The sequence below is a fragment of the Streptomyces sp. GS7 genome, assembly GCF_009834125.1.
GTDB lineage: Bacteria > Actinomycetota > Actinomycetes > Streptomycetales > Streptomycetaceae > Streptomyces.
The window spans coordinates 4,368,992-4,385,996 of sequence record NZ_CP047146.1 but is presented as its reverse complement, the minus strand read 5'-3'; the positions used below and the strand labels follow the sequence as shown (position 1 = coordinate 4,385,996).

General features: G+C 69.7%; 22 protein-coding genes. 16 read left to right on the top strand and 6 right to left on the bottom strand.

The features are described 5' to 3' along the window. The first annotated feature begins 45 nt into the window (after positions 1 to 45). Positions 46 to 735: a hypothetical protein gene (locus GR130_RS19380; protein WP_159505895.1), complete on the top strand. Its 690-nt coding sequence runs from the start codon at positions 46 to 48 to the stop codon at positions 733 to 735. 182 nt (positions 736 to 917) lie between these two features. After that, positions 918 to 1,079 (top strand): hypothetical protein, encoded by a 162-nt coding sequence (locus tag GR130_RS40680; protein WP_236573214.1) that lies wholly within the window; start codon positions 918 to 920, stop codon positions 1,077 to 1,079. A gap of 149 nt (positions 1,080 to 1,228) precedes the next feature. Here GR130_RS40680 and GR130_RS19370 read toward each other — a convergent pair whose 3' ends face one another. Further along, positions 1,229 to 1,885: a maltokinase N-terminal cap-like domain-containing protein gene (locus tag GR130_RS19370; RefSeq protein WP_159505894.1), complete on the bottom strand. Its 657-nt coding sequence runs from the start codon at positions 1,883 to 1,885 to the stop codon at positions 1,229 to 1,231. 334 nt (positions 1,886 to 2,219) lie between these two features. Between GR130_RS19370 and GR130_RS19360 the strand changes: the two genes are divergently transcribed. Next, positions 2,220 to 2,402 (top strand): hypothetical protein, encoded by a 183-nt coding sequence (locus GR130_RS19360; RefSeq protein WP_159505892.1) that lies wholly within the window; start codon positions 2,220 to 2,222, stop codon positions 2,400 to 2,402. A 506-nt stretch (positions 2,403 to 2,908) separates the two neighbouring features. Here GR130_RS19360 and GR130_RS19355 read toward each other — a convergent pair. Then, positions 2,909 to 3,577 carry a hypothetical protein gene (locus tag GR130_RS19355; protein ID WP_201305274.1) on the bottom strand — a complete coding sequence of 223 codons (669 nt, stop codon included), beginning with the start codon at positions 3,575 to 3,577 and terminating at the stop codon, positions 2,909 to 2,911. Here GR130_RS19355 and GR130_RS40675 point away from each other — a divergent pair. The 3 genes from GR130_RS40675 to GR130_RS19345 all read left to right on the top strand — a co-directional run bounded on the left by GR130_RS40675 (position 3,554) and on the right by GR130_RS19345 (position 5,639). Beyond that, positions 3,554 to 4,078 carry a hypothetical protein gene (locus GR130_RS40675; RefSeq protein WP_236573212.1) on the top strand — a complete coding sequence of 175 codons (525 nt, stop codon included), beginning with the start codon at positions 3,554 to 3,556 and terminating at the stop codon, positions 4,076 to 4,078. The genes GR130_RS19355 and GR130_RS40675 overlap by 24 nt on opposite strands. Then, a complete protein-coding gene (locus GR130_RS19350; protein WP_236573210.1) occupies positions 4,075 to 5,370 on the top strand; it encodes a hypothetical protein in 1,296 nt (431 codons plus the stop codon). Before GR130_RS40675 ends, GR130_RS19350 begins: the two co-directional genes overlap by 4 nt. 80 nt (positions 5,371 to 5,450) lie before the next feature. Next, the gene (locus GR130_RS19345; RefSeq protein ID WP_159505890.1) at positions 5,451 to 5,639 is read left to right on the top strand and encodes a hypothetical protein; all 189 of its coding nucleotides are present in this window, start codon (positions 5,451 to 5,453) and stop codon (positions 5,637 to 5,639) included. A 216-nt stretch (positions 5,640 to 5,855) separates the two neighbouring features. On the opposite strand, the gene GR130_RS19340 is transcribed toward GR130_RS19345, so the two are convergent. Beyond that, positions 5,856 to 6,416, bottom strand: a complete 561-nt coding sequence (locus GR130_RS19340) for a hypothetical protein (RefSeq protein WP_159505889.1) — start codon at positions 6,414 to 6,416, stop codon at positions 5,856 to 5,858. A 445-nt stretch (positions 6,417 to 6,861) separates the two neighbouring features. Between GR130_RS19340 and GR130_RS19335 the strand changes: the two genes are divergently transcribed. The 3 genes from GR130_RS19335 to GR130_RS19325 all read left to right on the top strand — a co-directional run bounded on the left by GR130_RS19335 (position 6,862) and on the right by GR130_RS19325 (position 8,587). After that, the gene (locus GR130_RS19335) at positions 6,862 to 7,374 is read left to right on the top strand and encodes a DUF6197 family protein (protein WP_159505888.1); all 513 of its coding nucleotides are present in this window, start codon (positions 6,862 to 6,864) and stop codon (positions 7,372 to 7,374) included. A 314-nt stretch (positions 7,375 to 7,688) separates the two neighbouring features. Continuing rightward, the gene (locus GR130_RS19330; RefSeq protein WP_159505887.1) at positions 7,689 to 8,345 is read left to right on the top strand and encodes a hypothetical protein; all 657 of its coding nucleotides are present in this window, start codon (positions 7,689 to 7,691) and stop codon (positions 8,343 to 8,345) included. 2 nt (positions 8,346 to 8,347) lie between these two features. Continuing rightward, positions 8,348 to 8,587 carry a hypothetical protein gene (locus tag GR130_RS19325; RefSeq protein WP_159505886.1) on the top strand — a complete coding sequence of 80 codons (240 nt, stop codon included), beginning with the start codon at positions 8,348 to 8,350 and terminating at the stop codon, positions 8,585 to 8,587. A gap of 470 nt (positions 8,588 to 9,057) precedes the next feature. Here the strand turns inward: GR130_RS19325 and GR130_RS19320 are convergent, their stop codons facing one another. Then, the gene (locus GR130_RS19320) at positions 9,058 to 10,005 is read right to left on the bottom strand and encodes a hypothetical protein (protein ID WP_159505885.1); all 948 of its coding nucleotides are present in this window, start codon (positions 10,003 to 10,005) and stop codon (positions 9,058 to 9,060) included. Positions 10,006 to 10,168: 163 nt separating this feature from the next. After that, positions 10,169 to 10,636: a hypothetical protein gene (locus GR130_RS19315; protein ID WP_159505884.1), complete on the bottom strand. Its 468-nt coding sequence runs from the start codon at positions 10,634 to 10,636 to the stop codon at positions 10,169 to 10,171. Positions 10,637 to 11,072: 436 nt separating this feature from the next. Between GR130_RS19315 and GR130_RS19310 the strand changes: the two genes are divergently transcribed. Genes GR130_RS19310 through GR130_RS19300 form a run of 3 tightly spaced genes read left to right on the top strand, consistent with a single transcriptional unit; the run spans position 11,073 to position 12,338 of the window. Further along, positions 11,073 to 11,468 carry an RRQRL motif-containing zinc-binding protein gene (locus tag GR130_RS19310; RefSeq protein WP_236573994.1) on the top strand — a complete coding sequence of 132 codons (396 nt, stop codon included), beginning with the start codon at positions 11,073 to 11,075 and terminating at the stop codon, positions 11,466 to 11,468. A gap of 29 nt (positions 11,469 to 11,497) precedes the next feature. Next, positions 11,498 to 12,052: a hypothetical protein gene (locus GR130_RS19305; RefSeq protein WP_159505883.1), complete on the top strand. Its 555-nt coding sequence runs from the start codon at positions 11,498 to 11,500 to the stop codon at positions 12,050 to 12,052. A gap of 4 nt (positions 12,053 to 12,056) precedes the next feature. Further along, positions 12,057 to 12,338, top strand: coding sequence for a hypothetical protein (locus tag GR130_RS19300; protein WP_159505882.1), 282 nt, complete (start codon positions 12,057 to 12,059; stop codon positions 12,336 to 12,338). Between the two features lie 343 nt (positions 12,339 to 12,681). On the opposite strand, the gene GR130_RS19295 is transcribed toward GR130_RS19300, so the two are convergent. Continuing rightward, positions 12,682 to 13,275 carry a hypothetical protein gene (locus GR130_RS19295; protein ID WP_159505881.1) on the bottom strand — a complete coding sequence of 198 codons (594 nt, stop codon included), beginning with the start codon at positions 13,273 to 13,275 and terminating at the stop codon, positions 12,682 to 12,684. Positions 13,276 to 13,325: 50 nt separating this feature from the next. On the opposite strand from GR130_RS19295, the gene GR130_RS39855 reads away from it, so the two are divergent. From GR130_RS39855 to GR130_RS19275, 4 genes are all read left to right on the top strand, one after another. Beyond that, positions 13,326 to 14,159, top strand: coding sequence for a hypothetical protein (locus GR130_RS39855; RefSeq protein ID WP_201304929.1), 834 nt, complete (start codon positions 13,326 to 13,328; stop codon positions 14,157 to 14,159). Next, positions 14,156 to 14,383, top strand: a complete 228-nt coding sequence (locus GR130_RS19285) for a hypothetical protein (RefSeq protein ID WP_159505880.1) — start codon at positions 14,156 to 14,158, stop codon at positions 14,381 to 14,383. The genes GR130_RS39855 and GR130_RS19285 overlap by 4 nt, the downstream gene beginning before the upstream one ends. A gap of 90 nt (positions 14,384 to 14,473) precedes the next feature. Further along, the gene (locus GR130_RS19280; protein ID WP_328707563.1) at positions 14,474 to 15,325 is read left to right on the top strand and encodes an ATP-binding protein; all 852 of its coding nucleotides are present in this window, start codon (positions 14,474 to 14,476) and stop codon (positions 15,323 to 15,325) included. Between the two features lie 334 nt (positions 15,326 to 15,659). Further along, positions 15,660 to 15,965 (top strand): hypothetical protein, encoded by a 306-nt coding sequence (locus tag GR130_RS19275; RefSeq protein ID WP_159505879.1) that lies wholly within the window; start codon positions 15,660 to 15,662, stop codon positions 15,963 to 15,965. Positions 15,966 to 17,005: the final 1,040 nt, after the last annotated feature.

The following is a 17,005-nucleotide window of genomic DNA, read 5'->3' as shown; positions in this document are numbered from 1 at the left end:
CTCAGCTTGTCGTTTAACCTTGACTGATCACAGAACGCCACATACATGATCGAAGTGTCGAAGGATTTCGCGTTGGAGCTTGTGCCGGATGAGGACTCGCTGGGCGGTATGCGTCCGATCCTGGAAGGGGAGGAGGCCGTCTTGGGGTACGAGCCCCAGGAGGGTTTCCTGGACCGCTGCTGGGTTCTGCACTCCGTCACAGTGAGAGGGGAACGGGTCCGGTGGGATGACGTGCTGGCGCACGCCGGCAAGCGTCTGGAGGACTGGCAGCACACCCCTTCGTTCAGGGTCTTCGAGGGGCTGGACCTGCCCGAGGACCTTGAAAAGCCGGAGCTGGGCGAAATCGACCGCGACAGTCTGGCCCGCCTGGTAGGGGTTCTCGCCCGGCACAGCCCTGATGGGCTGCGTACGGAGTGCTGCTGGACCCAGGCCGCGATCGAGGACATCGGCCGTCCGATTCCGGCCCGCCGGGGCCGGCTGGATGCGGCACTTGGCCACCACGATGCCTGCGCATGGCCCCACCGCACCACAGGGAGCCAGTTCCCCGCGCACTGGTGGCCCCTGGAGGGTTCCTGGTTCGTCCTGACCGACTGGGACCTCAGCGCGACCGAGGTCTTCGGCCCCCCGGCCCTGATCGCCGACCTTCTCGCTGATGACGGACTGGATGCTGTGCGTCACCCGAGCATCGCCGAAGTTCAGGGCAACCCCGCGCAATGGCGCGAGCGGGCCAACTGAGCCGAGCATTCCACCAGCCTCGCGCTCTCGAACGGCGAGTCATACAGGCTCACCCACCCGGGGATTCGCCAGACAGGCGGACGGTCCCCGCATGCGCCACCACGCGGCTCCTGGCCCTGTACACCGCCGCCCACACCCGCCCCGACGGCCACCTCGGACGCCCCGAGGACGGCGGGTTGCCCTTGGACCAGGTCGCTGCGTTCTGCACCCTGCCACCCGAGCAGGTCGCCGAGCACGCCGAACTGCTCATCGCTGCCGACTGGCTCGCCGAAGCCGACACCACCGGAGACAGGCTCCGCGGGCAGCTCACCGAGCGCATCCTGCCCCTGTCAGGGCTGCTGTAACACGCCGCCGTGTCAGCGCTGTTCTCGCTCCGCCCTCAGCCGGGCCGGTAGGAGGCGACTGCGGTCGGACGGGTGCGCAAACCCGTCCCGCGTCCGTGGATCTCCCTGCCGCAAGGCGGCCGACCGCCGGTCGGCGGTCGGCACCCGGGTCAGGCGTCGAGCAGCGTCATCAGGACGGCCCCTGGGCGCGTGCCGTTCGGTCCCTGCCAGCCGGTCGTGACATGGCCAAGGGCTCCTTGGCGCGGCAGTGGCGGATGCTCGTCGACGGGGGCGAGGACGCGGTGGACGTGCAGGATCGCGCCGCCGGGTACAGGAAGGCGGGTACCGTCCCGGTCGTCGGTGGGCTCGGGCGTGAAGCCGTCCAGGTCGAACGGGGCGCCGATGTGGGAGCGGGTCACCTCGTGGTCGGGGGCGTCCGTGATGCTCTGCGCCATCGCCGGTGCGGTGCCCTCGATCAGCGACAGCAACTCGGTGACGAGCACCGGGTCATGGCAGCCGTCGTACGCCCAGCGCTTGCCCAGCACCCCGTGCTCCATCGTGCCGATATGGGCGTGTTCGGCCCCATCCAATGGTGCCGCGCGGTAGGTGAGCGGTACCAGGTAGGCCGTCCGCTCAAGGCCGCTCATGTCGGTGGCCACCATGAACTCGATGCCGACCTCGCCCTTCGGATCGTCCAACCGGAAGCCACCCGACTTCTCCAGCGCGGGGACATCCGGTCCGCCCTGGTACCAGGCTCGGGTGGGCAGCCAGTCGGTGAGCAGTTCGAGCTTGGTCGGCCTCAGGGTGGTGTGGTGGATCAGGGCCATGCCGGTGGTCGCCTCCTGTCGCGGATCTGGATCTTCCTCAGCCTTCCACACAGCAGTGCTCCAGCGGTCACCGCTGGCGCAGCAGGCCGCGCCCAGAGCTAGGCGCGCGCCAAGGCCCGGTTGATGCGACTCGTCGGCAACACCAACGGAACGTCTACGGCGCGTTGGTCGTGGCCGCCAACTCCTACAGCGGCCAGAACAGACCCCCTGCACTCGACGGTCCTCCGGGTGGGGCCTCCTGTCGGACGCATGTCCCCCAGCCGGGGTTCGGCGGGCGGGTGCTGCGGCTGGCAGATCTGATCGATCTCGCACACCACCTTGGGGCTGGCCTGGATTGACGCCGTCGGAGGTTGAGCTGTGCCATCAGCTCACGGTTTGCGGCGCGTGCCGTGGCAAGGTCCTCATCCTGATCCGCCAACTCCAGGGCTACACCCGTGCCGACGGCCCCCACCCGTACGGCGACATCCTCCGCATCCCCGCCCCGTTCGACATCGACCTCGACACCAGCACACTTTGATCCACCGGCCTGTACCAGCAGCCTCGCCGACGAGATTTCGGCTGGGCGCGCGGGTGACGCTACCTCCATGCGCGTACCGAGGACGGGCGTACTTGCCTCGCGACAGGCCCCGCCGCCCCCTATCTTCGGAGCCAAGTCCGCCTGAACAGGACGGACGGGACGAGGCTGGCGCACTGTCCCTTCGCACGTCGGTGCGCCTAGCCGTCCTACCCGCCGACCGTGCCACAGCGGCAGTCGTGCGCCAGGAGATGCCCCGGACACGGCGCCGGTGAGCACGACCGCCCCGACACCGCCGCGCCTCCTCCGCCGCTGCGGCGCGCTCCGCAGCGCCCGCAACAGCCGATCCTGCTGCCCCGCAGCGGTGCCCACCAACCCGGGCACCACGACCGTGGCCACGGCGAGACCGCAGGTCAGCAAGTGCCGTCCCCGCACCCGCGGGGGTAGTTCCAGGGTTGGGACCATCGTGGGCGGCCCGTACTTGCCGTCCCCGCACTTGCGGGGGTAATTCATGCCTGCCTCCAGGTGGTGTAGCCGAGGTCCAGGTGCCTGAGCCGGGACAGGCGCTGTACCTGCGCGACGAACGCCCGTGTGAACAGGCGCTGTGCCGAGTGCTCGCCGTACCGGTCAATGTGGTCGAACACCAGCTGGTGGTCGGCGGCGGCGTGGTTGCGCCACTCCAGGACCTGCTCCCGGGTGAGGTCCTCAAGGAGCAACTCCTGGTCGACTTCGGCGGGCTCCGGCGCCGGAGCCGGGGCGACGGCCGGCGGGCGGGGCGCGGGCAGCACGTCCGGAGCCACCGCCGCGGCCGGGGCGCCGTCCTTGGGCCGCGTGGACGCGGCCTCGGCGCGAGCCTCGGCAGCGGCCTGCCTGGCGCGGACCTGCTCCCACTCGCGTTCGCGGGCCCACGCCCTGGCCGTCACGTCGTGGTGCAACTGCCGCTCGGTGGCCACCCGCCGCTCCGCATCGGAGGCCCCCGGCATCGCGGCGTCGACGGCGGCCGCGACCGCGCGGCGCTGTGCACGGCGGTCGGCCTGCCGGTCCTCGCAGCGCGGGCAGTCCTGGTCGGAGTCGAGCAGCGCCCGGTCGTCACACCGCGCGTCGCCGCACTCCTGGCGTTGCGGCAGGCCCCGGGCGATCAGGCGGCCGGCTGCATGGTGCTGCCGTTCTCCCGGCACGCCCGCCGACGCCACCGCCCCGCCCTCGCGACCCCCGTCCCGCAGCTCCAGCCTGCACCGGCCCCGGAGCCGCCCCCGGTGCAGCCGGACGACGGCGCCGACCAGCTCGCCCGCCAGGCGCGGATGCTGTGGGAGCGCGCCGGATCACCTGCCCGCACCCACATCGTCAGCGCCACCCGGCACCCCGCGATGCGCAACGACCTCACCGTCCTGCTGCGCGCCTCGGAGACCGGACGGCCGATCACCGGCCTGTCGGAGGCCATCGTCGCCGCCGCGTTCGGTGTTCACGCCAGCGACGTCGCTCTCGCGGACGTGGCGATCCAGCCTGGCCGGCAGGGCGGGCCCGGCTGGCTGGAGGCCCGCATCACCCCCGACGCCAACCGGCGGCTCCGCGAGGCTCCCACCGATCAGGAGCGCTGGACGGACCGGTCGGCGGATCCAAGGGCGGCGCCCCCGGCTCCGTCCTGGTACACCGGACCCGCGACGGCGAACGCGGGGTGACGTTCTACCGGGCGAAGATGGCCGACTCCACCGAGACGCCGCGCATCGACCTGGCCAAGGTCTGCCGCGGCCTGAGCCTGCCCGAGGACGACTCCTGCGTGTTCGTCCTCATCGACGGCTCCGAGTTCCTGATCAGCGCGTTCGACACCCCGCCGCTGTCGCAGATCTTCCCCGCCACCCGCGAACTGCTCACACCCGACGCGAAGGGCATGTTCGTGTGCGGGTTCACCATCACCGGGCAGCCGGTGAAGAACATGGTCTGGCAGCACGACAAGAACGCCGCCTGCCACGGCCTGATCCTCAGTGTGTCCCGGTCGGGCAAGACCCAGTTCTTCGCGATCAGCATGGCGGCGGAGTCCCTGGCCGGGGCGGTGGTGTGGCTGTCGACCGTCCGCAAGGACGAGAAGACGACCAGGCTCGGGCAGTACATCGACCGGCAGGGCTCCACGGCACTGTGGATGGCCCGGCAGCTGCGCGCGGCGAAGGCGCTGTGTGAGATCAGGGCGGAGATGCCCTGGCCGCACGACGGTAAGCCGCACGACTACAAGCCGGGCGATTCGCGCCGCCCGTACCGGCCACTGTCGGTGTACGCGGATGAGTTCATGACCGCCGCGCAGGACGGCCTGTTCGGCGAGGACATCCGGACCAACGGCGACGACCTCACGGTCACCGGCCTGAAGTACGGCATCGGCTTCAAGCCCGCCGGGCAGAGACCGTTTGCGCACAACGGGTTCTCCACGGAGATGAAGGACAACCTGCGGCAGAACTCAAGGCCCGTGATCTTCAACATGGGTGCGCCCGGCGCCACCCGCAAGGCTGCGGAGGGCACCATGGAGAACGCCTACGACGTGCCGACCATCCCGGCTCGCTACTCCCGCCAGGAAGGCTCCGCGATCGAGCGGGCCATGCGCGGCGAGGCCGACCCGGAAAACGGCGTCTCCACCGGCGGCGTCGCCGTCATCGTCCTCGACAACGGCCGCGCCGTGCTCATGCGGTCGCCGTACGCCGACTTCGACACCGACCTGTCCGGCACCTTCCCCGACGAGGTCAACCGGCTCACGGACTACGAGATCGCGGAGCTGGAGAAGCGCGGCCTGTGGGGCGACTGGAACCGCGACCCCGAGCCCGGCGAGTTCTGGCCCGAGCCCGAAGAGGACGACGGCGACGGCGACGGCCGTTCCCGCCGCCGCGGCGGCAATGGCGGCGGCAACCGTGGATCCGGCAGCCGCTCCGAGAACGTCACCTCACCTCGCCAGGCGCTGGAGGCGATCAAGAGCCTCAACAACGCCTGACCCTCCCCCGCCCATCCATCCCGGGGCCAGCCTGCCCGAGCACGGCCGACCCACCCGACCCGCGAAGGAGCACCACCGCCGTGGCCTTCCCCATCTCCGCCGCCGTACTGCTGGGCATCATCGTCTTCGTCCTGATCAAAGCCGGATACGTCCGCGTCGGCTCCGCATTCGCCTGCGCCCTGTTCGGCTACACCGTAGCCTTCACCGGCCTCGCCCCGGCCATCAACAGCGGCATCGCCTCGCTCGCCAGGCTCATCTCCACCCTCTGAACGGGAAGTTCAGCCAATCTTCCAGCATCACCCAGTAGAAGGCCCGCTCCTGGCCATGCTCGTGTCCGGCTCCACACACGCACCGCACTAGGGCTGCTGGAACTGCGGCGAGGACAACCTGATCTACGGCGAGTCCTGCAACTGCTGCGACCTCATCGACGTCCCGGCCGAACGGGACTGCTGGAACTGCGGAGCCACCAACTCCACCCCCGACGACTAATGGACCATGTTCCACATCTGATACCGGTTGATGTGGTTGTAGCAGGTGGTCTTGGCGACCGGGGCGCCCTGCGGGTAGCCCTGGTCCCACAGCAGCTGATTCCGGTGTCCGTCCTGCCCGCGATCAAGGCAGAGCACCTCGCTGAAGTCCGGCTGGTAGTTGGCGAACTGCCAACTGTTGCGAGGGTTGCCGGGGCTGTTACCGACCCAGGTCATGTTCCACTGGTCGTGGTAGTCGCTCGAATTGCACCCGGCCGCGCGGGTTGCGAACCAGCCATCGGCTTCCGGTATGCCCCGCGACCACTGAACTCGCAGGCAGTTGCCCTCCTTGCGATGGACGATCTGCACCCGGTCGTAGTAGCCACCGACGTTGCTGTCGTAGGACACGACGTTCCACCGCTGCCACGGATTACCGGGCTGACACGGATTGGTGTAGACATCGCCGCCGTTGGAGTCCAGGCAGTAGCCGGTGGCGTAGTCCTGGAGCATCACGTTGTACTGGTAGGTGTTCGCTTGGGCGGTGCCCGCTGTTCCCGCCACTGCCGCAGCTGCCAGCATGCCGGCCACCAGTGCCGATCTCACCTTTAAGTTCACCGAGAGTCCTCTCTCCCCGTACCTCAGTGGTTTGCACGAGAACCCTGGCAGGCGAGCGAACATGCGAATAGGGGACGGGAGGTCAAGAAACGGTTCATTCCGCTCTCGGCACCCGCGCGCTCAACCCGCCGGGAGCTCCGGTCTTCACCGCGTGCGATGAAGACCCGATGTAGGGCCTGCCCCACCTCGTTCAGGGGCCCGCCGGAGTGTCTGGGATCGGCGCCGCGTGATCCCACGAAGCTTGGACCACATCGGTATTGCGCTCATCCCATCGGACACGCCCTAGCGTCGCCCGCCTCCCCGCTGCACCATGCCGAAGGGCGCTGCCGGTGAGTCCGGCAGCGCCCTTCGGCGCTCTCTGTAGGAGCACCGATGCCCCCTCTCGCCCTCTCCCCCCGCCACATGGAACATGACCGACACCACGGCACCACCAAGGGCGGAGCTGTCCTTCGAGGACCGCCTTATGCTCATCGACGCGGCGATGACCGTAGCCCTGGACCAGGCCGCCGTCGCCTATGGCGTCAACACCGCCTACAACGACACCGAACCCGTCGACCTGACCGACGTCGTCAACGTGACCACCCCCGACCCCGTGCCGCAGCCACTGCCGGACCGGTACCTGACACCGGTCGCCGCACTGCTCCAGCGCGCCCACTACCGGCTGCTCACCGGCGGCTGGTGCTCCGGCGCCCTGGTCGCCCCCGAGGGCGCCCGCTGCCTGCTCGGCGCGATCCACGCAGAAGCCCGCGGCGACCACAGCCTGGAAGACAGCGCCATCAACGTTCTCCTGGACGCCATCCGGCGCCAGTTCGGCGACGACGCCGACTCCGTACCAGCCTTCAACGACGCCTGGGGACACGGCCGCGTCCCGATGCGGATGCTCGACCAAGCCGCCGGCCTCGCCGACGCCCGCGGCCTGTGAACCACCCCGGACCACCCGCCCCGTGCCCGAACCACCCGCGTTCGGGCCCGGGGCAGGCCGCCCGGCCTGCGCTCACCACACACGGACACCTCAGGAGTTGCCACCATGCAGTCCGACGACAACGACCGCGCCACACAGCACTCCCCGCAGCAAGGCGAACCCCTCAACTCCCCTCCCCCGCGCAAGCCCGAAACCCGAAGGAACCCCGCATCTCGGCGCTGCGCACGTGGTGGCAGTCCGCCTGGCCCCCAGGCGGCGTCCTGCATCAGCGGTGGGAGGACCTGCGTCAGGCCCCCAAGGCCGACTGGCACGACATGGCCACCTGGCTCAAGACCACGCTCGGCCTGGCTGGCCTCGCCGCGCTCCTCGTGCTGCTGAACGCCGCCGCCGGTGTCATCACCGCAGCCGTAAACCAGTTGTTCACCGCCATCCCACGCGTGCAGATTGGCACTGAAAGCACCACGGGCCTCTGGGCCGTCATCGACCAGCCGATCCGTACCTACCTCGCAACCCACACTCAACACCTGGCCGTCAGCGCCTCCACCGCCTACACCCTCTGGCAGATCACCGGACTGGTCGGCCTCGTCGGCGGCTTCGCCGGCAGCACCGGCGCCCGCATCACCTGGACCACATGGGGCGCCGCCACCACCGCCATGGTGTGGACCACCGCCCCGGCCGACGGCCGCATCGTCGCCACCGGCATCACCACCCTCGCCTGGACCCTCGCCTCCGTCCTCGCCCTGCGCGGCCTGAGCCTGCGCCCCCTCGTGCACAACCACATCCACAACGCCGCCCCGCAGATCCGGCCCGAGATCCACATCCCGACCCAACCCGAGCCCGACACCCTCCGAAAAACGTCCGCCCGCTGCGGCACTGACCTCCCTGGTCGCCCCGGCCGGTCCTCGGCACCACCTGGTTCCGAGGACCGGACAGGCCGCCCGGCCACCACCCACCCACCCGACAGGAGATGACCTTGAAGGCCGCCCCGACCGTCATAGGCGTGCTCACCGAGCCCACCCCGCCCAGCTGGTGGAAGGCCAACCGACACAAGGTCTTCGGCATCGCCGGGCTGCTGATCGGCTACTGGATCGGCACCCACCTCCACGGCACCCCCGACCCGCAGCCGCCACACCCGCGCCCCACACACAGCACCCCAGCAGCCACCGCCCACAACCCGCACCACACGGCCCCGGCCCTCAGCCACCCCGCCTGACCCGACACAGCGCCGCGCCCCTTCGACGAACACCGTCGCCGGGGCGCGGCGCTGTGTTTGAACGTCTGGAGGACATGCTCGTGCTCCTCCCTCACCCGCGCCGCTGGATCGGCCGGCCCCGCCCACTGCTGGCACCGGTCACCGCTTCACCAACGAGCCCTGCCAGCAGGGCAGTAGGGACACAGCCCATGTCACAAAACCTCTGGAAGCAGGCGCGCACTTTCGCTGACCTCGGCGAGGCCACAGCGAGCTGACCCGAAGGGCACATCCTCACGTGCCCTGGCTACCTCGACACCCGACCGGAAGACGAAACCCGGCACTTGATCCCCACCCTCGCCGCCGCCAACGCGCGGGCTACGTCACCACCAGCTCCCAGCCGGCGCACCCACCAGGCACGTATGGGACATCTGGTGGGACTAGGGGCTACGAACGCACGTGCCGCGTCCGCGTGAAGGGCGAGTCTGGCCTGGTCAGCCGTCCTCCGGCGCAAGGCCCTCGTAACCATGGAAAGGCACAAACCAGTGGACGTCGAAGTAGGCGGCCGTCGAGATGGGGTGTTCCGGATCCGTGAGCATGCGGTAGATGAACTCGGCGGTTGAGCCCTCGAATGGCTCCTTCCAGGCGCAGGGGTCGTGCTCCATCGACATGATCGGCCACTTGTCGGGGTCAGTTCCCTCGGTGAGCCAGTAGAACTCGTGGGCCTGCTCGGTGTCCGCCCACCGCAGCAGGCCGCCCGGAGTCGGGAACAGCTCGTATGGCTCCCACTGGCGGCTGCCGTGCTCCCGCGCCCACTGGGCCAGCCACTCGGTGTGTCTGACCATGTCGGAACTTCGGGCCCGAGCACTGGGGTTGGGGACAGACAGCCGGAGGAAGCTGTCGAAGGCGCCATACCCGAAAAGCTCGGTTAGCTGCTTGTAGTCGCTCGGCAGTGCGGTTCCCAGCCGATTCTCGACCGCCGCCCAGTCGACCGCATGCGACGGATCCGCATCCCAACCCGTAACAGCGACAACCCGGTCCACCCAGGAAGCGCCCTCCGGCAGCCCGCCCGCCGCCGGGTCGGCGCGCTCGGCGACGAGCAGCACGTGGCGTATGCCCTTGCCGGTACGGGTCGTACCGCAGCCAATCCACCGGCTGCGGCAGGCCCACGCGTGGATCTCGACCAGCTCTTTGCCGAAAGGATCAAGAAGGGGCAACCCGTTTCGTTCGTTGACCGCCGGGTCGGTATGCCCGTCCACGACGAGAGCGCGTGGCTGCCCATACCATTTGCTCAATGTCTCCAGCAGCGCGGACAGGCTGGTCCCTTCGGAAACCGCAAGGCACGTATGCCCGGCCGCATGTCCGGCCTCCCCGCACTGCAACTCGCCAGTTTCGATCCAGGCCAACGGATGGACGGCCGCGAGAAGCTCTTCTGCGTTCATGCCACGAGTAAAGCGTGGACCGCTGACAACCGGCCGTGCGGCACCTGGCCGCTCTCGCGAGTAGACCTTGGTCAAGCACACCCGCTCGCGGCATGTCGTCGACGGATTTGAGAGTCCTCGGCGCGGGACCCCGGCATCGCGGCCGCCGTGGCGACCGGCGCACTCACGCGCAAGTCATTGTTGCGGGATTGGGGTCGATATGGCAGGTCAAGGTCACGATCTCGGTGTCTACGGCGGGCAATCCACCAGCGACGGTTTCGGTGTCCGTGGCGGAGACTTGGACCGGCTCGCCGTCAACGAGCTCGCCTACTTGCGTCAGGTCGATGACGAAGGTGTCATCGCCGCCGGTTCCGGTCCCTGTCGTTTCGCCCTCGGCTACATCCTGGCCACTGGCGACGGCGTCTACCTGGATATCCTCCCGCGCCGCCTGACGGGTCTTATACGTCATATATGCCTTGTGGGCAGCGTATCCGACGCCGGCCCCGGCTACGGCACCAATGATCGCGCGATTAAACGTTGCCGCGTGGGCCGGGCCGGCGAGCCCCAGGTTCAGGGACAGCGCCAGGACGGTGGCCGTACCAGACATGGCCACCTTTCGAAGTATGGAGCGGGAGGGGCGGAGTTCGGCCATGGCGGATCCTCCTCGGCAGGAGCGGATGCCAACTGACCCCTACGGCCAAGCTCGACCGATCACGGCGAGCCGGGGCCGGGGTATGCGCCCACGGTGACAGTTTCCGGCCATGTTGCCTACGGCGAGGACAGGAACCGTGTGGGGCGCACGGGGTGCGGCAGACCCAGCCGGTGCGCCTTCACGCCTCCTTCTCCCAACAGCGCTGGCCCGAGCCTGTACCAGGTCGTCCGCGAGCTCCAGCTACTCCTCGTGGTCTGGAATGGGTTTTGCTCCAACCTGTCACCACGACTCGCCAGCACCCATACGAACCTGACCAATCCCTACCAATACCCCGGCATATCGGGCTAAACCGCCCGAACCTTCGTGACTCCGCCACCCTGAACCCCTAACCACCAACAGGTTCCCTCCGCGGCAGCCTCCAGATTCAGCGAACCCGCTGGTTTCCGAGTTCGACCGGCACAACGCCCCGAAGGACCTGCTCACCCGTCGACAGTTACGGGCCGCCGGCCTCTCCCCCTGCGGCCACGACCCGGTCGCGCAACTGCGCTGCCACCGCTGCTCGTACCGGCCGCGCATCGAGTGCACGCACCTTGCCTGGCTCTACCGCGCCGACCTCGCCAAGCCGAAGCGTGTGCCGACGCTCGCGCAGGAAGGGGCGCTGGACCGCGCGATGGCAGCTCGGCAGACCTGCCCCAAGTGCAAACGCCGGTACTACTTCTACCTCCCGCTGCGCACCCAAGGCTGCTGCGACCCCTGCCATCAGGGCTTCGAGCCCGCCCCCGACACCTACACGACATCCCCGGCCCCGGCCCTCCACCGGCTGGCCGCCTGATCAACGAGTCTCCCGAAGGAGAAGCACCGATGCCCAGCGGCTTGTTCGCCCGCCGCCCCGAGGTTCAGGACCCGGCCCTGTGGACGCCGCCGGGTACCACCGTCGCCCAGCGCTACCGCAACACGCTCGGGGCGCAGGAGGGCGCGGTCGTCCTCGTCTACACCGCCGACGGCGACCGCGGCACCGCGTACTTCGCCGTCGCCTGCCTCGGCTGTACCTACCGCGACGGCGCCAACCACAACAGCTGGCTGTCCGAGAGCGACGCCGCCGACCTCGCCAACACCCACGCCGCCAACTGCCGCGCGATGAACCGCGGCATCCCTGCAGCGCCCGACGACACCGAGGCCGCGAAGATCGTGCGCTCCCGACTCTGGAGCCTGCACAAGTACGGAACCCGCAATGCCCACTACGTCAGCTTGAGCGACTTCCACGCAGACCGCGTCGACCTCCAACGCCCGGCCGACTTCATCAAGCACACGATGCTCCAGCTCGCCCAGAGCGAGCCGGCCTTCCTCACCCCCGAGCCCTACTCCAGCGACACCGGCACCCGCTTCCGGGTCCAGCCGCACCCGCCCCGGAACTGACCCGGTGCGCGCCCAAACCGCCGCGTTCGCGGCCACCGTCCCGGCCGTGGCCGGTACCGCCGCCGTCGTCCTCAAGGCCGGCCACCGGCAACTGCACGCCGACCGGCACCGCATCGAACTGCTCCCCCAGCCCCACCGCCGCTTCCGCCAGTGCCGCGGCGAGAGCGGCTGGTGGACAGCCAGACCATTCCCGGAGATGGAAGCGTGCGGCTGCTGGTCCGACTGGCGCCAGCTGTATATACAGCTCCTGCCGCTCCCGGCCTGGCCGGACGAGCCGCCGTTCTGAACGACACGGCCCCCGGCCATCGCGGCCGGGGGCGACACATCGCTACACCGCCGTGCAGCTCGGGGCGACCGTCGCAATCACCTGTGCGTTCGGCTACCGCGTCACACCGACCGCGTTGCTCGCCGACGCGGCGAGCAACGCCGGGACACACGCCGCGATCGACCGCGGAGCCCTGCTGCTCTGGCTGGCGAAGAAGACCGACAAGACCGGCTACATCGAGCACTGCAAGGCCGCCCGCGTCGACGACGACGGCAAGGCCACCTCGGAGCTCACCGGGCCGGGCAGCGCATGGATGGAACTGGACGTTCTCTGCGCCAACGGCAGGACCGGCGGCCGGCAGGTTCTATGCGGTGGGCGTGGCCGTAAGACCGTGGACTTCCAGGACGACAGCCGTTCCTGCGACGGTCTGGTCTTCGTGCATGGCGATCGTTTGGCCGGGCTGAAGGTGCCGCCACTGCGAGGGGTCGAGGGGTGCGAGTCGCACCGAGGATCGGTCGCCGGGTCCGAGGAAGGGTGTGGATTCGACCCAGAGGCCGGCGATGTTGAGGGTCGGTTCGCCGGTTGGGGTTCGGTTTCCGATGTTCCACATCGGCCGGAGAACGCCTGCACTGGAGAAGGGAGTCTGCCGTCGGCTCTCGCTGGCCGGTCGGAGGGTGAGGTCAGCTCGGATGATCCCGTTGCGGGTTTCGTAGCAGCGCCAGTGGCACCAGGCCGCGCTGTTCTTCAGCTGCATCTGTTCGGCAGCCGTGGCGAGGGTCTCCCAGAAACTGAGCGGAAGCGGGTGGCCGTCGCCGAGTTCCTCCAGCAGCCCGAGGGCCACCTCCCGCTCATCGTGGGTGAGGTAGTCCCAGACATCGTTGATCGTAATGTCGTTCTCGGTGGCGATCTCTTCGGGGACCAGCAGGGACGCGGCTTCCAGCAGCTTGGGGACATCCATGCCCTGATTCTGGACCACGGCGTCCTGGCTGCGGCTGGGGGTGTCCGGTGATGACGATCGAGCAGCTCGCGACGCTCGCGACGTTCGGCTCGACCTGGGCCGTGCTGGCGGTCGGTCACAACGTCGCGGACCACGTGTTCGGTCAGAGCGACCATCAGGCGGCGAACAAAGGGGCCCCGACGGCGGAGGACGTCGCTGCCGGGGCGAGCCCGCGGCGGGGCCGGGCCGCCTGCCTGGCCCACGTGGGCCAGTACCACCTGGTCATGGGCGCGCTTTTCGCCCTGGTGTGGTTGCTCATCCCGCTGCCGCTGTCCGTGACTGGGGGTGGCCGCCGGGTTCGCGTGGTCGGCGGCCACCCATGCCGTGCTGGACCGGCGTTGGCCGGTGCGTTGGCTGTTGCAGCGCACCGGCTCGCCGGACTTCGCCGAGCTGCGGACGTCCGGACTCAACGGGATGTATTCGGTGGCTTGCTCCCAACCGACGTCCACCGTCCACAGCACCCGGAACCAGCGCAACAGATCGAAGGCGTAGCTCCGGCACGTCAGCGGACTCACGTCCCCCAGCAACCGATCCCGCAGGTAGGCGCTGACCGGCTCGACCTCCCGGCCCGCCACGTCCATCACCAGCCACGGCAACACGGCCGAGGAACCGGCGACCACCGCCCCGGCACCCGTCAGCCGTACCCGACCCTCCATCAGATCCCGATGAACACGGGAGACCTCATGCGACAACGACATGCCCAAAGCCTCCAGAACGGCAGCCCCCGAGTCGAGCCGATCAACGAGTTGGTGCAGTCAACTGACCCGGCCCTGCACCGCGCCATCGGAATCGGCGCAGCCGCCGTCACCACCTGGCTCACCACCCGCCCCGGCGGCCGCCGGTGACCGCGCAGACCCGTACGCGTATCGACCGCGTCCGCGCCTCGGCCGGGATCGCCCAGCTCGCCGTCCGGCAGATCGAGGACGAACTCACCGGCGAGATCGGCGCCGAGGAAGTCGCGGAGATCCTGCGCGAGCTCCACCACGAAGACCACCGGCAGGGCGGCGTCTTCGGCCCCCGCGCGCAGCTGCTCACCGTCGCCGGGGCAACGCATCGAACCGGACTGTGACGGCGAGATGCCGTGCCCGCTGCACGAAGCCGCCGCGCTCATCACCGAGAACGCCGGTCTTCAGACCTACTACCTGCAGGGAGAAGCCACATGAAGCCGTTCTGCCTGGAAAACGCGCTGCCCATCGACACGACGATCCCGGACGACTCATTGGTCTGCCTGATCGGCGCGGCTGGGTCGGGCAAGAGCACCGGGGCCAGCGCCTGGCCGGACACGCAGGTCCTTGAACTCGACAGGTTCCGGGCCCTGGTCAGCGACGAGGCGGGCTCCCAGGAATCGACCAGCGACGCCGTGTTCGCGCTCCACGCCGTCCTGGAGGCCCGCCTCGCGCGCCGCCGGCTGACCGTCGTCGACGCGACGAACAGCGAGAAGGCTGTGCGCGCCAACCTCATCGCCACCGCGCGCCGTCACGGCGTGCCCACGGTGGCGCTGATCATCCCCACCCCGGCCGCCGTGTGCATCGCCCGGCAGGAAGGCCGGCCCGCGAACCGGAGCGTGCCCGAGCCGGTCGTCCGCGCCCAGCACGCCGCCATCGTCGACGCGTTCCCCGGCCTGCCCGGCGAAGGCTTCGACCACGTCGTCATCACGGAGAACATCCAACGCCTGGAGCCGCTGCCGCAACGCGTCAGCGATGCCCGCCGCGCCGACCTCGGCTGGGACGGCGGCGAGGGCCTGGGCGACCTGCTCCTGGTGCGCCGAATCTTCGGCCCCGAGGTCCTGCCGATGTTCCGGTGGCGCGACAACTCGCCGATCGCGGGCGGAGACCGCGTCGCGGAGATCCGGCTCGGGGCGGACCGCATGGTCCTCGCCCTGCCGACCGACGTCGATGGCGCGGGCGACGTCGGGTTCGAGGTCCTGGTGGGCTGCAGGTTCGGCGACGCATGCGAGGGCGCGCGGCGTGGGCGCCGGTCTACAACGCGACCGACCTCCTGCTGGCCCTGACTAGCGACCTGATGCGCGACCCGGACGTGCGCTGCACCATCCACGGCCCGCATGAGGACGAGGACCAGGAGGACGACCCCGAGGGCCGCGCCGACCTGGAGCAGCAGTATGCCGACGCGGTCCGTCCGTGAGTCGTGCTGCCCCCGACCCGCACCCGCTCACCCCGGCTGAACTCCCAGCCGGTGACAACTGGTTCCGCGGCTGCCCGGACTGCCATCTGCCCATCCCGGGCGGGACGCCGGTCTCGCCGCCCACAGCCGCAGCATCCCCACCAACGCCGGTGACCCGCGCATCCCGATCACCATCCGGCTCGACAACTGACAAGGAGGCCCCCATGGCCGGCCAGACCAAGGCCGACACCTTCGCCGCGCTCAGCGACTGCTTCGCCGCGGACCTCGCCGCCCTCATCGGAGACCGGGCGCCGCGCGACACCACCCCGAACAGGTTCATCGACCTCGTCGAACACGTCCGCGACGTCCTCGGCATGGCCAGCGTCGGCAACCTGGAGGACGCCAGCGACGACCTGGACTCCGCCATCACCTACCTCACCGACGCGCTGACCAGCCCGGACGGCGACCAGCCCTCTCTTCTGGCCTGGGCGCGTACGCACCTGCGAGACGCCATCGAGACAGCCAGCTGACCCGTGAGTTGAGCGCACTCTGTGCCGCCCCGACCCCGCACCCGCCGGAGGTCGGGGCGGTCGCGGTGGCGCCCCTCAACCACGAACAGCACGAAGGGAGACGGACGTCATGACTCAGAGCCCTACCCGCACCGACTTCGACGAGAAGATGCGGCGGCTCAACGCCGCAGCGGAAGCCGCCGCCTGCACCCCCGTCCAGCACACGGCCGCCTACATCATCTGGCGGAACAAGCACGTCCAGGACGAGCGCCTACGCGAGGTCGTGAAGAGGGCGAACGTCGCCAGATACGGCACTAGGAGCACCAGAAGAGGAAGCAGGTCGGCGACCGTGTGGGGCGTGGTGCGGGCGTCGGGTTCGACCCCCCGTTGGTGGGTGATGGCTTTGGCCGGGGCGGCTCCTTGGCAGTGGGCCGGGTGGCGACGGGCGGTGCCGCGGTCGCGGATAGGGGAACCGCCGAGTGGGAGAGGGCGACGTCCGTTGCCGATGCCGACGGCTTCGCGGCGTGTGACGGACGAGCCGACTCTCCCGCGGTCCGGCTTGGTGAGGGTTGCGCGGTGGCGGACGGACCGACGGGCGTGGCCGACGCCTGTGACTCCGTGTCCTTGCCGTGTGTTGGGCCGGTGGGCAGCAGTTCCCCCGATATGCCTGTTGCGACGACGCCGACCAATACGATCCCACCCGCGACGCTGAGGGCTAGCTTGGTCGTGCCGCCCTTGTGGCGTCGCGCTCGGCGCGGGCCCTTGCCGCGGCGGCGCGTTGCCGACGTTCGGTGGGAGGCGTACGCCTCGTTGCCGTCACTGGGACCGGCAGCCGCAGTCGCGTCAAAGCCGGTGGCCATGTCGGGGTCGAGGTCTCCATCGGTCGGGCCGGGTCCGTCGGGCTCGCCGCCCTGTTCGGGAAGGGGCACTGTCTCGTAAGAAAGGGGCTCGTACGCCTGAGTCTGCTCGTAGGCGTGCGTGGCCTCGGGGCCCCCGTCGTACCCGTGCGTTCCGGTGTGCTCGTAGACCGGCGGCTTGGGCATCGGCGCGTCGCCGTTCCG

What these genes read in the sequence shown, in the direction of transcription:
- GR130_RS19340 (WP_159505889.1), bottom strand. Translation starts at nt 6,416, where the DNA reads ATGCTGGCAGCTGCGGCAGTGGCGGGAACAGCGGGCACCGCCCAAGCG.
- GR130_RS19380 (WP_159505895.1), top strand. Translation starts at nt 46, where the DNA reads ATGATCGAAGTGTCGAAGGATTTCGCGTTGGAGCTTGTGCCGGATGAG.
- GR130_RS19330 (WP_159505887.1), top strand. Translation starts at nt 7,689, where the DNA reads ATGGCCACCTGGCTCAAGACCACGCTCGGCCTGGCTGGCCTCGCCGCG.
- GR130_RS39855 (WP_201304929.1), top strand. Translation starts at nt 13,326, where the DNA reads ATGACGATCGAGCAGCTCGCGACGCTCGCGACGTTCGGCTCGACCTGG.
- GR130_RS19370 (WP_159505894.1), bottom strand. Translation starts at nt 1,885, where the DNA reads ATGGCCCTGATCCACCACACCACCCTGAGGCCGACCAAGCTCGAACTG.
- GR130_RS19320 (WP_159505885.1), bottom strand. Translation starts at nt 10,005, where the DNA reads ATGAACGCAGAAGAGCTTCTCGCGGCCGTCCATCCGTTGGCCTGGATC.
- GR130_RS19280 (WP_328707563.1), top strand. Translation starts at nt 14,474, where the DNA reads ATGAAGCCGTTCTGCCTGGAAAACGCGCTGCCCATCGACACGACGATC.
- GR130_RS19295 (WP_159505881.1), bottom strand. Translation starts at nt 13,275, where the DNA reads ATGGATGTCCCCAAGCTGCTGGAAGCCGCGTCCCTGCTGGTCCCCGAA.
- GR130_RS19305 (WP_159505883.1), top strand. Translation starts at nt 11,498, where the DNA reads ATGCCCAGCGGCTTGTTCGCCCGCCGCCCCGAGGTTCAGGACCCGGCC.
- GR130_RS40675 (WP_236573212.1), top strand. Translation starts at nt 3,554, where the DNA reads ATGGTGCTGCCGTTCTCCCGGCACGCCCGCCGACGCCACCGCCCCGCC.
- GR130_RS19315 (WP_159505884.1), bottom strand. Translation starts at nt 10,636, where the DNA reads ATGGCCGAACTCCGCCCCTCCCGCTCCATACTTCGAAAGGTGGCCATG.
- GR130_RS19335 (WP_159505888.1), top strand. Translation starts at nt 6,862, where the DNA reads ATGACCGACACCACGGCACCACCAAGGGCGGAGCTGTCCTTCGAGGAC.
- GR130_RS19275 (WP_159505879.1), top strand. Translation starts at nt 15,660, where the DNA reads ATGGCCGGCCAGACCAAGGCCGACACCTTCGCCGCGCTCAGCGACTGC.